This window comes from Shewanella sp. NKUCC06_TVS (assembly GCF_019345515.1).
Lineage (GTDB): Bacteria > Pseudomonadota > Gammaproteobacteria > Enterobacterales > Shewanellaceae > Shewanella > Shewanella oncorhynchi.
This window is the reverse complement of record NZ_JAHKQX010000025.1, coordinates 24,721-38,869: the sequence shown is the minus strand read 5'-3', so window position 1 is coordinate 38,869 and position 14,149 is coordinate 24,721. Positions and strand designations below refer to the sequence as shown.

The 14,149-nt window shown below is 41.5% G+C and carries 15 protein-coding genes and 1 pseudogene; 13 read left to right on the top strand and 3 right to left on the bottom strand.

Annotation, left to right across the window (positions count from 1 at the left end; translation table 11 throughout):
- Positions 1–96: 96 nt before the first annotated feature.
- Positions 97–1,053, top strand: a complete 957-nt coding sequence (locus KO531_RS21105) for a class I SAM-dependent methyltransferase (RefSeq protein ID WP_219252165.1) — start codon at positions 97–99, stop codon at positions 1,051–1,053.
- A gap of 274 nt (positions 1,054–1,327) precedes the next feature.
- On the opposite strand, the pseudogene KO531_RS21100 reads toward KO531_RS21105, so the two are convergent.
- A pseudogene (locus KO531_RS21100) lies at positions 1,328–2,011 on the bottom strand (IS5/IS1182 family transposase).
- A gap of 868 nt (positions 2,012–2,879) precedes the next feature.
- Here KO531_RS21100 and KO531_RS21095 point away from each other — a divergent pair.
- The 6 genes from KO531_RS21095 to KO531_RS21070 are packed head-to-tail and all read left to right on the top strand — an operon-like array spanning position 2,880 to position 7,834.
- Complete coding sequence (locus tag KO531_RS21095) at positions 2,880–3,662, top strand: DUF3450 domain-containing protein (RefSeq protein ID WP_113938838.1); 783 nt, start codon at positions 2,880–2,882, stop codon at positions 3,660–3,662.
- Positions 3,662–5,017, top strand: a complete 1,356-nt coding sequence (locus KO531_RS21090) for a MotA/TolQ/ExbB proton channel family protein (RefSeq protein WP_113938837.1) — start codon at positions 3,662–3,664, stop codon at positions 5,015–5,017. Before KO531_RS21095 ends, KO531_RS21090 begins: the two co-directional genes overlap by 1 nt.
- Positions 5,017–5,544: a MotA/TolQ/ExbB proton channel family protein gene (locus KO531_RS21085; protein ID WP_113938836.1), complete on the top strand. Its 528-nt coding sequence runs from the start codon at positions 5,017–5,019 to the stop codon at positions 5,542–5,544. Before KO531_RS21090 ends, KO531_RS21085 begins: the two co-directional genes overlap by 1 nt.
- A gap of 13 nt (positions 5,545–5,557) precedes the next feature.
- Positions 5,558–5,962: a biopolymer transporter ExbD gene (locus KO531_RS21080; RefSeq protein WP_037428129.1), complete on the top strand. Its 405-nt coding sequence runs from the start codon at positions 5,558–5,560 to the stop codon at positions 5,960–5,962.
- A 1-nt stretch (position 5,963) separates the two neighbouring features.
- Complete coding sequence (locus KO531_RS21075; RefSeq protein WP_131524316.1) at positions 5,964–6,587, top strand: energy transducer TonB; 624 nt, start codon at positions 5,964–5,966, stop codon at positions 6,585–6,587.
- Positions 6,587–7,834 (top strand): tetratricopeptide repeat protein, encoded by a 1,248-nt coding sequence (locus KO531_RS21070; RefSeq protein ID WP_219252164.1) that lies wholly within the window; start codon positions 6,587–6,589, stop codon positions 7,832–7,834. Before KO531_RS21075 ends, KO531_RS21070 begins: the two co-directional genes overlap by 1 nt.
- Positions 7,835–7,904: 70 nt before the next feature.
- Here KO531_RS21070 and KO531_RS21065 read toward each other — a convergent pair whose 3' ends face one another.
- Positions 7,905–8,414 (bottom strand): diguanylate cyclase, encoded by a 510-nt coding sequence (locus KO531_RS21065; protein ID WP_219252163.1) that lies wholly within the window; start codon positions 8,412–8,414, stop codon positions 7,905–7,907.
- 79 nt (positions 8,415–8,493) lie between these two features.
- On the opposite strand from KO531_RS21065, the gene KO531_RS21060 reads away from it, so the two are divergent.
- From KO531_RS21060 to KO531_RS21040, 5 genes are all read left to right on the top strand, one after another.
- Positions 8,494–10,323 carry a DUF885 domain-containing protein gene (locus KO531_RS21060; RefSeq protein WP_198572209.1) on the top strand — a complete coding sequence of 610 codons (1,830 nt, stop codon included), beginning with the start codon at positions 8,494–8,496 and terminating at the stop codon, positions 10,321–10,323.
- 171 nt (positions 10,324–10,494) lie between these two features.
- Positions 10,495–10,773, top strand: coding sequence for a peptidylprolyl isomerase (locus KO531_RS21055; RefSeq protein WP_028760433.1), 279 nt, complete (start codon positions 10,495–10,497; stop codon positions 10,771–10,773).
- Positions 10,774–10,856: 83 nt separating this feature from the next.
- On the top strand, positions 10,857–11,393 hold the full coding sequence (locus KO531_RS21050) for a GNAT family N-acetyltransferase (protein WP_028760432.1): 537 nt from the start codon (positions 10,857–10,859) through the stop codon (positions 11,391–11,393).
- Positions 11,394–11,467: 74 nt separating this feature from the next.
- On the top strand, positions 11,468–11,698 hold the full coding sequence (locus KO531_RS21045; protein WP_028760431.1) for an RNA-binding S4 domain-containing protein: 231 nt from the start codon (positions 11,468–11,470) through the stop codon (positions 11,696–11,698).
- Between the two features lie 22 nt (positions 11,699–11,720).
- Positions 11,721–12,116, top strand: a complete 396-nt coding sequence (locus KO531_RS21040; protein ID WP_105252914.1) for a ribonuclease E inhibitor RraB — start codon at positions 11,721–11,723, stop codon at positions 12,114–12,116.
- A gap of 153 nt (positions 12,117–12,269) precedes the next feature.
- On the opposite strand, the gene KO531_RS21035 is transcribed toward KO531_RS21040, so the two are convergent.
- Positions 12,270–13,157: a LysR family transcriptional regulator gene (locus tag KO531_RS21035; protein ID WP_219252162.1), complete on the bottom strand. Its 888-nt coding sequence runs from the start codon at positions 13,155–13,157 to the stop codon at positions 12,270–12,272.
- A gap of 156 nt (positions 13,158–13,313) precedes the next feature.
- Between KO531_RS21035 and KO531_RS21030 the strand changes: the two genes are divergently transcribed.
- Positions 13,314–14,087 carry a TSUP family transporter gene (locus tag KO531_RS21030; RefSeq protein ID WP_028760428.1) on the top strand — a complete coding sequence of 258 codons (774 nt, stop codon included), beginning with the start codon at positions 13,314–13,316 and terminating at the stop codon, positions 14,085–14,087.
- Positions 14,088–14,149 lie beyond the last annotated feature (62 nt).

The window sequence follows — 14,149 nt, the reverse complement described above, 5'->3', positions numbered from 1 at the left end:
TTCATTACAATTGTTTTTAATTTTTGTCAGGGAGTAGATAAATTTTTGTTGTGCAGTTTTACCATAAGTTTCTGATAATCTTTATAGGGGGGAATAATGACGAGTCATTGGAGTGAATATTGGAAATTAGGACATGTTACATCCTTTGGTACCGACTTTAAGGAGAACTATACTGGTCAATTGAAAGATATATGGTCAAATGTTTTTAGTCAATTTTCAATGGGGTTTAAAGTACTTGATGTAGCAACAGGTAATGGGGCTTTACCACTCTTAATTCAAGATTATTTTAGTAAATTAAGTGTTGATGGAGAAGTTAAAGGGGTGGACTATGCTGATATAAATCTAGTCCCTCTTGCAAACTCACATACAAATAAAAATGTGGTTATTGAGTTGTTGGGTAATACGCCTGTAGAGTTATTACCATTTTCAGATAGTGAGTTTGACACTGTCATCTCCCAGTTTGGAATTGAGTACTCAGATATGTGTACCTCAATGCCTGAGGTTCTTAGGGTTTTGAAAGATAATGGGGAATTCCATGCTGTAATACACCATGAAAACTCAGTTATTGTTCTTTATAACAGTAAACTACTTTCTTTTTTGGAACGCCCTGAAATTGAAAGTATAATGTTTTCTTTGAATAAAATATCTCTTGATATGGGAAGGATGACTGATAGGCAAGATTTGATTAGAATAAAATCTTGCGAGAAATGTGAAAAAAGTCGTTCGGAAATAAACCGCCTGCTTTCTTCATTAGCATCTTATGATGAAAAATCACTCTGTGAAAGTGAATTTTTAAATTATATTAATGAATTTTTTAAGAATGGTTTATTTTGGTCTATCGGAAAAAAAATGGATTATCTTGCATTTGTGAATAGACAACTTGCGGTCTACAGACTGCGATTAACTGAGTTAGTAGCGGCTTCAAGGAGTATTGAGGATATGAATAGTTTTAGAGAATATTTGGAACCGCGTGGTATCAAAGAGCTTATGGTGGAAAATGTGGTTAGTAGTACGGGAGATATATTTGCATGGTACGTTTCCTTTTCAAAATGATGTCTAGAAATGCATTTTTTTACATAGAGTTAAGTTGTTAATTCAGGCTTTTTATTTAAAATTCCAATTTATATGTGTGACTCGTAACCTTTATCATTAGCGATGTATTGGACGCCTTAGTACTAGAATTTTCTGTATTCTGTCAAACTTCAAGCTGGCATATGAATCAGGAGGTTTTCATCATGGATATTAGGATAGACATTATGATATTGATCTTAGTTGTACAAGTATTACTCAGTAATATATTAGCAATATATCAGTAATACATCTGTAACTACATGAATGTAAACGTTAGTAGAACCATGCTGGCGTAATTTTTCAAATGGCTTTCTCCACCCAATGCCCAAATAGACATAAACACCTTTCTACCTTTACTTGAGGTGTATTGTTATAGTAGCGCTTTGGATATAACTGTTTTCTCGCCTTTATTTGCGGATAATTCCGGAAAAGTATCACTTCCATAACCTTCATCTGCAAGCTCGGTATCAAACCGTTAGCTGCTTCAAGTGCCAATGAGGCTGGGTGCGATAAGTAATATTGTGCCTCTGGCCTTCTGATAATTCGACTTTAATCGGCAATTCTCCGCTATCGACTGCTATAAGTTTAATTACAGCTTCGACTTTGACTTCGGCTCTCATTGTTCTGTGTTGTTGCATCAGTTCAGTACTAATGTGCGTGGAATATCGAGCCATCGATAACGACTAATTCCGTGTTAGCAAGGCTAGTTAAGGCTTTTATAGATATGCCTGTATGCTTTTTTCTTACCATAAATGAAGTTGTCTAAAGATTGTACTCCAATGATTGAACTCTTTGGGGAAACTTTGCAAAGGGATAACTGTCGAAGGCGATAAAGAATGCCTTTGAATGTTTAGGCTTATCATAAATATAGCCTGTGCTTTCTATTACATCAATGAAATAGTTTTCCCCAGTGGGTATCAGTTAACATAAATCTTGGCATAGTTTGAGATTAATAGCTTTTTTTGCAAAACAAATTATACGTCTTGCTATGCTGTCTAAAAATCACTCTCGGATGAGCAATAGATCCTAGTCCTTACTCCAAACTCCAAGAAAAGGGGTGTAATTGAGTAAATTTGGGAAAGCTAACTTGTAAAAATGAGTCATTAGCCTGTGTAGACGTTTTTGAAAGCACTATGGTGGTCATGATCTCATTTATTGCGATGCGATTAGTGCGTCCCGTCAGCTAATGAAGTTTTCTCTAATTCTATGATGACAACATCGGAACATCATAGATATCACAAAACACTTCCACTAACTTGTTGTATAAAGGCTCTTCTGTGTGATGGGGTTATTTGAGGTCGAAAGATCCTATCACTTGTGCCCTTAGTTCTGATGTTCTTACACTGAGTTCAAGTTAAGTAAATCTTATCGGGGGATTTGAGTAAAGAGCATCTATTTGAGTCGTCTTTATGTTAAAAAATGTTAATTTTAATAAACAGGATACATAAAGTTGGTCGTTAGCTATCGTTATGATTTTATAGGATTTAAATTGAATTATTATTTTTTTGAACAAAAAGTAATAACCCTAAAGATTCATTTTCGCCTAAAAAAACACCTTTCGTAAAAAAATTCATTATTAACGCTTCTTTACACTAGTTTTTAGTCGTCTGAAATGTTGACACAGGTCAACATTTTGTGAAATGATGCCAGCGGGTCTATGCCTGTAAGGGTGTAGGAAAGGGAAGAAAAAACTAAGAATCACAAGAGAAAGACGAACTTACAGGAATTTTTTCGGCAAGTATTTATGCCTTGTCGTTATGTTGCTGGTAAGTTAAACCTTTTTATTCACTTCAAATTGGTTGGGAACTATGTCCAAGGTAAGCAATAGAACAAAAATCGCTACTGCACTTGTTGGCGTGCTGGCATTAGCGAGCAGCAACTTAGTAGTTGCAGATCCTCTTACCGACGTGCAGAAAGCGGATAGTATGATCCATGCTGATGCTGCTGCGTCGCAAAAGAACGTTGATAAGTATTTCGATCAAGCACAAGACATGCTTTTTGAGTATGGTTCTGTCGCAGATGAGCGCGAATCACTGAAATCATATAACGATTACGTTGCAAGCTTAGTCGCTGATCAACAAAAGACAATGGATTCAGTGCAGGGTGACATCAATGGTGTTGATAAACTTCGCCAAGGTGTTGTGCCATTAATGTTTAAAATGGTTGAGTCATTAGAACAGTTTGTTCAATTAGATTTACCTTTTAATTCTGAAATACGCACTAATCGTGTTAATGAACTGAAAAAACTTCTTAATACTGCCGAAGTCACACTAGCAGAAAAATACCGTCTAATTCTTGATGCTTATAGTATTGAGCGTGAATACGGTAGTGCTGTTGCCGTTAACCAAGGTAAGTTAAACCTAGATGGTAAAGAAGTGTTGGTTGACTTCTTTAACTTAGGTCGTGTTGCTCTTTATGCACAGAGTTTAGATCAAAAGACTGGCTGGATGTACAACCCAGAATCTAAGGGTTGGGATAAGTTAGATGACAGCTATTTGCGTGAACTGACCAAAGGTATCCGCATTGCCCGTAAACAAGGCGCTCTAGATCTATTCGCGTTACCAATTCCAGCTGCGGAGACTGCACAATAATGAAGAAGTTAATTACTACAGCTGTGTTGGCTGCAAGTTTCTCTTTAACTGCTGGTATGGCGAGCGCTGCTGATGCGCCTAAGTCAATTGACCAATTATTGCAACAAGTTAAAGTTGAACGCGCTGCAGAAGGTAAAGTCAACAGCAAGCGTGAGCAAGAGTTCCAAGCAGAGCGTGGCGATAAGGCCGCTTTACTGCAAAAAGAAAAAAATGCGTTAGCTGCTGAAAAGCAACGTGGTAAAGATTTAAACCAAGCGTTCTTAGATAACGAGCGTAAAATTGCTCAGTTAGAAGAAGATCTAAAAACGGCTCAAGGTGACTTGGGTGAAATGTTTGGTGTAGTTAAAGGTGAAGCCGGTGATTTCGCTGGTAAACTGGCAAGCTCTAACATCAGTGCTCAATTCCCAAATCGCGATAAATTTATCGCTGATTTAGGTGCCCGTAAGCAATTGCCAAAAATTGAAGAGTTAGAACAATTTTGGCAAGAGCAGCTATTTGAAATGGCGCAATCTGGCAAAGTGGTTAAGTTTGAAGGTTCTGTTACCGAAATTGATGGTAACGTGAAAACGACGACTATTCATCGTATTGGTGCTTATAACTTAACGGCTGACGGCAAATACGTTGTATATAACCCTGAATTAGGTTTAATTCAGCAGTTATCTCAACAACCTGAAGGTTATCAAGTTAGCGCTGTTGCTAAATGGGAAGAAACGGCTTCTGGTACAGCACCTTTCTATATCGACCCTGCACGTGGCGTACTGTTAAACATCTTTACGAACAAAGCTAGCATGGAAGATCGTATCGAGTCAGGCGGTACCATTGGTTATATTATTCTGATATTACTTGCTATTGGTTTATTAATTGCGGTTGAGCGTTTCATTGTGCTGGCAGCTATCGGTGCAAAAGTTAAACGCCAAGCTAAGAATGTTGATAACCCAGGTAACAATGCCCTTGGTCGTATCTTGAAGGTTTACCATGAAAACAAAGATGTTGATGTTGAAACATTAGAGTTGAAACTGGATGAAGCTATTCTGAAAGAAACGCCTGCATTAGAAGCTCGAATTTCAATTTTGAAAGTCATTGCAGCTATCGGCCCAATGTTAGGTCTACTAGGTACAGTAACTGGTATGATTGCGACCTTCCAAAGTATCCAACTGTTCGGTACTGGCGATCCTAAACTGATGGCGGGTGGTATCTCTATGGCTCTGGTTACTACAGTACAAGGTCTTGTTGCGGCTCTGCCACTGATGTTACTACATGCAATACTCGTTGCGCGTAGCAAATCAATCACCCAAATTTTGGAAGAGCAAAGTGCGGGCATTATCGCAGCACATGCTGAGAAGAGGGCTAACTAATGATGCTATACCTGATGGACATATGGGATTCCGTCAGGGGCTTCATGGCCGCTGGAGGAAACGTCCTTTGGTTGGTTGCGTTTGTATTGTTCTTCATGTGGGTATTGATGCTTGAGCGTTATTGGTATCTTAATTGGATATCACCAAAGCAACATAAAGCTATCATATCTGCGTGGGATGCTAGAGAGGAAACAACCTCTTGGTACGCACACCGTATCCGTGAAGCTTGGCTGTCCCAAGCGAAGCAAGATTTGAATGCACGTATGCTGATGATTAAAACCTTAGTAGCTATTTGTCCTATGATAGGTTTGTTAGGTACCGTAACCGGTATGATTTCAGTGTTTGATGTGATGGCAGTTCAGGGGACGAGTAATGCTCGTTTAATGGCGGCTGGTATTTCAATGGCGACTATGCCCACGATGGCGGGGATGGTTGCAGCATTATCGGGAGTATTCTTTAGTACTCGTCTGGATGTAAAAATGAAAATCAGTTTAGAAAAGCTAAAAGACAGCATGCCGCACCACTAGAGAGAGATTGAACATGGCACGTAAAAAGCATTCCAGTGTAGACGAGGAAGCGCAAATTGATATGACACCGATGCTCGACATCGTGTTTATCATGTTGATCTTCTTCATTGTAACAACGTCATTTGTGAAACCTTCTGGTTTGGATTATAACAAACCAAAAGCTTCGCAAGCGACTTCAAAGCCTTCGGCTAACATCTTTATCGGCGTCAGTAAAACAGGCGTGATCATGATGGAAAACCGTCAGGTTGATATCGAACGTGTAACGGCAAACGTTGAGCGCATGCTGGCTGAAGCTCCTGAAGCTGCGGTATTGATTCAGGCTGATAAAGACGCAATGCACGGCTTAGTTGTTAAAGTTCTAGACCAAGTCAAAGCGGCTGGTATAGATAAAATTTCGGTATCTGCGGGGAACGATTAATATGCTAAGAGCACTAGTATCGATCATTATTGGTGCTGCTGTGACTTTTGGTCTGTTCGCTTTTATGGCGTTCTTGGTCGGTGGCGGCGCACAGCGCGGCGAAACATCGGCCGAGACCCCTGTAATTGAAATCACTATGGATAGACAGGATTCAAAAGCACAGAATAAGCCAAGGGTAGTGCCTAAGCCGCCACCACCGCCAGAACAGCCACAGAAGCCTGAGGCAACGCCGCCAGAATCTTCGAGCAATATTGACACAGCAATGTCGTTCAATATGGGTGGTGTAGAAGCTGGAGGTCCAAGTACCGGTTTTAAATTAGGCAATATGATGACTCGCGATGGTGATGCTACACCTATCGTTCGTATCGAACCTCAGTATCCAATTGCTGCGGCGCGTGATGGTAAAGAAGGTTGGGTACAACTTCGTTTTACCATTAACGAACTCGGTGGTATCGACGACGTTGAAGTTATTCAAGCAGAACCAAAACGCTTATTTGATAAAGAAGCTATTCGTGCACTGAAGAAGTGGAAGTACAAGCCTAAGATTGTTGATGGCAAGCCATTGAAACAACCTGGTATGACAGTACAACTAGACTTCACCTTAGATAAAGGAGGCAACCAATAATGCGTAATGTTAATAAAATCGCAGTTCTATTATTGCTTTCTGTTTGTGGAGGTTCATTAACTCTTTCATCTGCAGTCGCAGAAGAAAAGTGTGCTATCGACAAACGTCAATCTAAAGCCGTGGGCGAAGGTGCGGCGAAGAAAGTTCAGAAGTCATTTGAAGCTTATACCAATGGTCAGGTCGATGAAGCTATTGCTATTTTGCTAGAGGCAAATGCCAAGAACGACTTCGATAAAGCCTATGTTGCACGTATGTTGGGTAACTTTTATGCCGAGAAAGGCAAAATGGATACCGCGATCAAGTACCTAAAGCAAGCTGTTGAAGCTGATATTTTAGGTGGTACAGATCATGCAGCAACTATGCGTCTTTATGCTGATTTGCTATTACAAGAGAAAAAGTTTAAGGAAGCGATTCCTTATTATTACAAGTGGATGGAATTTACTTGTAAATCTGATTCTCAAATGTATCGCCGTATTGGTATTGCGCATTCAGAACTTAAACAGTGGGATAAAGTGATTGAAGTGGCCGACAAAGGTCTTTCATTAGCTGAATCTCCTGACAAAGGTCTGTATCAAATGAAACTGACAGCTTACTTCAATCAGAAGAAGTATAAGAAAGCTGTTGGCGTGTTAGAAGTCATGGTGCCTTTATTCCCGGATGATGGCAGATTGTGGGTTCAATTAGCACAGTTTTATTTGATGGTTGAAGACTATGACAAGTCTCTTGCAACTTACGATTTGGCTTATAGAAATGGTTTCTTAGATAGCGCGGGCAACATTACGCGTTTAGCGCAGTTAATGGCACAAAAAGGTGCTCCTTATCAAGCCGCTAAAATTTATCAGAAACATATGAAATCAGGCATGATCGCTGAGGACGCTAAGTCTTTAGAGATTTTGGCGGGTTTCTATCAAAATGCGAAAGAGTTTAAGCAAGCTGCTGAGTATTATGGTAAAGCTGCAGCCATCACCAATGATGGCAAGACTTACTTGAAACAAGGTCGCTTATTAAACTTGAATGAACAATATACAGCTGCGATTCCTGTGCTTGAAAAAGCCATATCAATGGGTATTGATCATCCTGGTGAAGCAAACTTCGAATTAGCTTTGGCTCATTTAAGTTTGAAACAGTATAAGTCGGCTTATAACCGTGCAGTGTTAGCTGCTAATGATAAGAAGACACAGAAGAGTGCAAATAGCTATATCTCTTATATTAAAGAGAAAGCACGTATGCATAATATCACGCTGTAATTACTTCGCAGTTTAGTGTTTGAATCGAAAGCCCCGCAAGGGGCTTTTTCTTTGGTATCAATAAGCCTATTTACTGTAAGCGGATTAAGACTTGGGATTGATCATGATTTTTTTCAAGTTGTTGTGAAAGTTGGCTGACATTACTGAAGAGTGACTCTATTTTACTTTCCTGTGTAGGTAGGCAAATACAGGCAGCCAGTTTATAGTCGATTGTCAGTTTATGATGTTTACCAAAATCTTGATTAAAGTCAGATATTTGTTGTTCTATTCGCTTTAACACTACTTCCGTCCCCACCTCATCTATATTGAACAAACCCAACGCAAAGTGATTGTGATCTAGTCTAGCAATCATATCAGTTGCTCTTAATAGCGCTTCTTGCACTTGTTTGGTAAAGAATTCGAGTAAATGGGGTTGTTTGACGGTTTCATGAATGTGAGGGCACAGATACAATAGTGCCAAGCTTTGGTGGTCTCTCATGTGACGATGCCATTCTCGGTTGAATACTTCCATGAAATAGGTTTGGTTATAGACTCCAGTTTCAGGATCCCTGAAACCTGAGTTGCGGAACGAGTAGATCATAGATTAACTCCGATAGCAGACCTTGCACTAAGTATAGAAACAGTTCTGCAATAGCGGGCCAAAAAGGAGAAATATTAAAATGAAATTGGGTTTATTGGCAGGTTCGATAGCGTTAATCCTCACCCTTCAAGGTTGTTCTAAGCCTGAAGCCACTGCAGTTCAAGAAAATAGCTCGGCTAATACGACAGCTGTGCAGGGCGAAACTCAAACGGCAGAGCAGCGTTACTTAGCGCTTGTGGATGCTTATTTTAAAGATTACCTAAAGCTTGAGCCCATCTACGCCACTTTTGTCGGCGTTAATGACTATAACGCCGATTTCGGCGGAGATTTAACTGAGGATTACCTTAAGGCTCGTCATGATCTTAACACTCACTATTTAGCTCAGGTGCGTGCGATAGATCCAAAGCAACTGCCTGCGGATCTACAGTTGAGTTATGACCTGTTCGTCTATGACCGTGATATGGCGTTAGTGGACGAAACTTTCCCTTCACGCTTTATGCCGATAAGCCAGTTCTATAGCACTGTCATTACTATGGTGCAGCTGGGAAGTGGCGAAAGTGCACAACCTTTTAAGACTGTCCAAGATTATCGTAATTGGGAACAGAGAGTCGATGGTTTCATCAAGTGGGTCGCACTTGCTGAAAATCGTATGAATCAAGGTATTGAAAGTAAAGTGGTACTACCTCGAGTGTTGGTAGAGCGCATTATTCCTCAGTTAGATGCTATGTTAACGACGGATGCGACTCAGAGTATTTTTTACTCGCCAATCCAGCATTTCCCCGAGAGTTTTTCAGAGCAAGATAAAGCGGAATTGACCACCCGTTATCAAGCCATGATAGCCGAGCGTATCGTGCCAGCGTTAACGAACTTACGCGATTACTTTAAGCAAACCTATTTACCTAAATCGCGGGCGACTGATGGTTGGTCAGGTTTGCCTAACGGTAAAGCTTGGTATCAGCATCTGGCGAACTCACATACGACCACCACTATGTCTGTAGATGAAATTCATCAAATTGGTTTAAGTGAAGTGGCGCGAATTTTATCTGAGATGGATAAGGTGCGTGAGCAGGTCGGTTTTAAGGGCGATTTGAAGGCGTTTTTTGCGTCTTTATCTTCAGAGCCGCAGTATTTCTATAGCGATCGCCAAGGTTTGATTGATGGTTATATGGTGTTGAAAGATAAAATCAATCATGTCTTACCTAACTACTTTAATGTGATGCCAAAGGCTGATTACGTGGTTAAGCCGGTTGAAAGTTTTAGAGAACAATCAGCAGCGGGAGCCTCTTATGAAGCGCCAGCGGTGGATGGCAGCCGTCCAGGGGTGTTTTATATCAACACTTATAACCTCAAAGCACAGCCTAAGTGGGGGATGACGACTTTATCTTTGCACGAGGCCGCTCCTGGGCATCACTTCCAAATCGCGATCAAACAAGAGCTGACCGGTGTGCCTGAGTTTCAGCGTTTTAGCGGTTATACCGCTTTCGAGGAAGGTTGGGCACTTTATGCTGAATACTTAGGTATTGAGATGGGGCTATTTACCGATCCTTACCAGTATTTTGGTAAGCTTTCCGATGAAATGCTGCGTGCAATGCGCTTAGTGGTTGATACTGGCCTTCATTCTAAAGGTTGGAGTCGTGAACAGGCGATTCAGTACATGAAAGACAACTCGCCTATGGCTGAGAGTGACATAGTCGCTGAAGTGGAGCGCTATATGGCGATCCCTGGTCAAGCTTTGTCTTACAAGGTCGGTCAGTTGAAGATTTTGGCACTGCGTGCCCGCGCAGAAAAAGCCTTGGGTGATAAATTTGATTTAAAAGCATTCCACGATCAAATCCTCACCTCAGGTTCATTACCCATGGCGGTCATGGAAAACAAGATCGATCGTTGGATTGCGTCGAAACAAGCTTAGCTGTGTAAGGTGCCGTTACTTGACTTTGTTGTCAGTGACGGCATTTTAAGACTTTTTTATTCAACAGAAAGTTTTTATACTGTTGATTCAAAACCTGTTAAAACGAATGTTTTAGTGGGAACTCAATGATATTTGGGGCAAATGTCTCATGATCCTTACAGGAGTTTTACTATGGTCCAGGCAACAGCAAGACATTTGTTAGTTAGCAGTGAAGAGCAGTGTCAAGCGCTGAAACAGCAAATAATGGAAGGCGCAGATTTTGCTCAAATTGCTCGCGCACACTCTTCTTGCCCATCAGGTGCCCAAGGCGGCGAATTGGGGTCATTTGGTCCTGGCATGATGGTCAGAGAGTTTGATGAAGTGGTTTTTAGTGCACCATTAAACGAAGTACAAGGCCCCGTGAAAACGCAATTTGGCTTTCATTTACTTGAAGTGACCAGCCGCGCGTAAGTTTTGCCGCTTATCTAATACAGCTTGTTTGATACGGCAGCGTTTGCTGCCGTTTTGTTTTATATGCTCATCACGGAGTCACTATGCTGGAACTCTACACTGATAGATTGAAACTCAGGAGCTTACAAGATAGTGATTGGGAACATTTTTATGCACTGCATAACGATCCTGAGATTAATCGTTTTGTACGCGTTCCAGAGTCGCAAGAGGTGATCCGCAGTAAGTTTCAGCAGCGTTCCGATACTTGGTTCTACGGTTCTGGCGATTGGCTGACCTTAGTGATTGAGACCGTTGATACTGGGCAGTTTATCGGTTTAACGGGCCTCTATTGTCAAAGTTTCGAGGAACAGCGTGCCGAAGTGGGTTATTTACTGGCGGCCGAGGGGCACGGTAAAGGTTATGCGACTGAGAGTTTAATGGCGGTCATTGATTGGGCCTGTTTAAGTTTTAATGTACATAAATTTGTTGGGCATTGTGCTAAAGATAATCACGCATCGGCACGAGTACTCGAAAAGTGTGGCTTTCGGCTTGAAGGTTTACTCAGGCAGCAATTCAAAATAGGTGAAAACTGGCTCGATGAATCAGCCTTTGGCCTACTCGCCGATGAAAGACGTCTCTAGCCAAATTATCTTCAGCGAATTTTGTACTGTGCTGGTATAATGCCGCAGGTTTATTTTTAGAAGGCGTGTATTAAGTGGCGCAAATTAATCAATTGGCTTTGCATTCTGGCGAAGATTTCATTGAATTGTACAAAGTATTAAAAGTGCAAGGCATGAGCAATGCGGGTGGTGAAGCCAAACATTTTATCGACGAAGGTCAAGTCACTGTGAATGGTGAAGTTGAAACTCGTAAACGTAAAAAAATTATCGCGGGCGACATCGTCAGCTTTAATGGTGAATCAGTTCAAATCATTGCGGCAGAATAAGCCTGAAACAGTGGAGCAAGAAATGCAATTTCCAGATGATGACAATGGTAAAATGCTGGCCGCAATGGCTGAAGCGGGAATCGATTTAACTAAAGAGTTAGATGTTGATTTCTTTTTGGTTTTTGATGACCAACGCGATGCTGAAACTGCGTTAGAAGAATTAACAAATTCTGACTTGGAAGGCGAGCTTGAGCTGAATCTGAATGATGAGCTTGGTAAGTGGGAAATCATTGTTTGTCTCAATATGGTGCCTGAGTACGATACATTGGTTGAACAAGAAGTCATGCTAAATGATTTTGCTGCCGAATTCGGCGGCATGACCGACGGTTGGGGCGTAATGCAACATCAAGACGGTGACGATGAGTTTATGGACGATGATGACCATGACCATGTTCACGGTGAGCATTGCAATCACTAATTTTGATGCGCTTTAAGCCTTGAATCTAATAAACCACCTTTTGGGTGGTTTTTTATTGGTGTTTTTCTGCGCTCAGTTAGTGATCTCAATAGCCTCGTTTGGCATTTATAGCGTTATTGTGCCTCGCTTGAACTGAGATACGTTTAATGCAGATTAATGACGATAGGGCGCAAAAATCTCTAATAACCATTCGATAAAAGCTTGAGCTTTTAACGGCAGGCTTGGGGATTTTGGGGTGAGTAAATAATATCGATAGGGACTGGTAAAGGGGGCGTCGAAGGGGATGACTAAGCTGCCGTTTGCCAGTTGTTCTTCGATGAAGAATCGCGGAATAAGTGCTGCGCCCATACCACTCGCAGCCGCTTGACTCAACATATAAAAATGCTCGACACCAAAGGTTTGTGCTTGGGTGAGTGTTAAACCCACCTTTTCCGCCCAATACTCCCAAAGTTCTGGTCTTGTGGTGTGTTTCAGTAAAGTGACATGATTAATATCTTCGATACGCTGGAGTTTCGGGGCTAACGAAGGCGCGCAAACTAAGCATAAATCCTCATCCATTAGCTTGATATAATTCGCGCCCTTAGGGATGACTGTGCTACTACGGATCGCAATATCATAACGACCTTGGCTAAAATCCACGGCAAAGTCGCCAATGGATAAGTCGACATACAAGTGTGGATGGCGGGATTTAAACTGCTCCATTCTTGGAATCAGCCAATTGATGGTTAAGCTTGGCAGCACATTGATGGCTAAGGTTTGCGGCTTAGTGGGCTGACGGCGCAAGTCACTTGTAGCACTAGATAATGTTTGCAGAGCGGCTTGAACATGGGGTAAATAGCGTTTGGCTTCATCGGTTAAACCAACTTTTTTGTGTAAGCGTACAAAGAGCGCAAAACCTAAATAATCCTCCAATACTCTGATTTGTTTGCTGACTGCGCCATGGGTGACATGCAACTCCTTGCTGGCTAATGTCATGCTCTGTAAACGTGCTGCAGCTTCGAAGGCACGGAGAGAATTGAGGGGTGGTAGTTCGGCAAACATTTTATTTCCTACTGCTGGAAAATCAGAACAGTACTCGGGATTTTGTGTGAGTTTATCTCATGCTGTGCCGACAATAACTCCTTTGCGTTTATTTGGCAAACGCAGTCTAATGTTCGGCAATCACTCTCTTTTTTATCAGAAGAATAATAAATCATCATGGAATTTGAACTGACTCTACAAATCGCAGCGATACTTTTTGCCGTCGCTATGGTGGCTGGTTTTATTGACTCAATCGCTGGTGGCGGAGGCTTGCTGACCATTCCTGCACTTATGTGGGCAGGCTTGCCGCCTGCGGTTGCCTTAGGGACAAATAAGCTGCAGGCCTGTGGCGGCAGTTTTTTTGCGAGTTTGTACTTTGTCCGTAAAGGGCTGGTTGATCTTAAATCCGTTAAGTTAGCCTTGATTTGTGCATTTATCGGTGCGGCATTAGGTACGATTCTAGTTCAACTCGTCGATACTGAAGTGCTGGAGTTGATGTTACCTTTTTTGATTTTGGCTATTGGTTGTTACTTTTTATTTTCGAAAAAGATTTCTGAAGATGATAAACATCAAGTGCTGACACCTACCGCATTTGCCTTTACTGCAGCATTGGGCGTGGGATTATACGATGGCTTTTTTGGCCCTGGTACTGGGAGCTTTTTTGCGCTGGCCTTTGTATCGCTAGCGGGGTTTGGTTTGGCGAAGGCAACTGCCCACGCAAAACTACTTAATTTCTCCACTAACATTGCTTCGCTGATCTTCTTTGCCTTGGGCGGAAAAGTGATTTGGTTATTAGGATTAGTCATGCTGGCAGGGCAAGCGATTGGTGCAACCTTGGGTTCTCGTCTCGTGGTCACTAAAGGTACAAAGATTATCAAGCCATTGGTGGTGACTATGTCCCTTGCTATGAGTTTTAAACTTTTGGCGAGCCAATATAATTTATTTTCGTAAACTCTTTGATATTAAGCATTTTATAAAACTCACTCATCAATAGAAGCTCTTTAAGCTGCGCA

Coding starts and splice junctions, on each gene's coding strand:
- KO531_RS21105 (WP_219252165.1), top strand. CDS start 97: ATGACGAGTCATTGGAGTGAATATTGGAAATTAGGACATGTTACATCC.
- KO531_RS21095 (WP_113938838.1), top strand. CDS start 2,880: ATGTCCAAGGTAAGCAATAGAACAAAAATCGCTACTGCACTTGTTGGC.
- KO531_RS21090 (WP_113938837.1), top strand. CDS start 3,662: ATGAAGAAGTTAATTACTACAGCTGTGTTGGCTGCAAGTTTCTCTTTA.
- KO531_RS21085 (WP_113938836.1), top strand. CDS start 5,017: ATGATGCTATACCTGATGGACATATGGGATTCCGTCAGGGGCTTCATG.
- KO531_RS21080 (WP_037428129.1), top strand. CDS start 5,558: ATGGCACGTAAAAAGCATTCCAGTGTAGACGAGGAAGCGCAAATTGAT.
- KO531_RS21075 (WP_131524316.1), top strand. CDS start 5,964: ATGCTAAGAGCACTAGTATCGATCATTATTGGTGCTGCTGTGACTTTT.
- KO531_RS21070 (WP_219252164.1), top strand. CDS start 6,587: ATGCGTAATGTTAATAAAATCGCAGTTCTATTATTGCTTTCTGTTTGT.
- KO531_RS21065 (WP_219252163.1), bottom strand. CDS start 8,414: ATGATCTACTCGTTCCGCAACTCAGGTTTCAGGGATCCTGAAACTGGA.
- KO531_RS21060 (WP_198572209.1), top strand. CDS start 8,494: ATGAAATTGGGTTTATTGGCAGGTTCGATAGCGTTAATCCTCACCCTT.
- KO531_RS21055 (WP_028760433.1), top strand. CDS start 10,495: ATGGTCCAGGCAACAGCAAGACATTTGTTAGTTAGCAGTGAAGAGCAG.
- KO531_RS21050 (WP_028760432.1), top strand. CDS start 10,857: ATGCTGGAACTCTACACTGATAGATTGAAACTCAGGAGCTTACAAGAT.
- KO531_RS21040 (WP_105252914.1), top strand. CDS start 11,721: ATGCAATTTCCAGATGATGACAATGGTAAAATGCTGGCCGCAATGGCT.
- KO531_RS21035 (WP_219252162.1), bottom strand. CDS start 13,157: ATGTTTGCCGAACTACCACCCCTCAATTCTCTCCGTGCCTTCGAAGCT.
- KO531_RS21030 (WP_028760428.1), top strand. CDS start 13,314: ATGGAATTTGAACTGACTCTACAAATCGCAGCGATACTTTTTGCCGTC.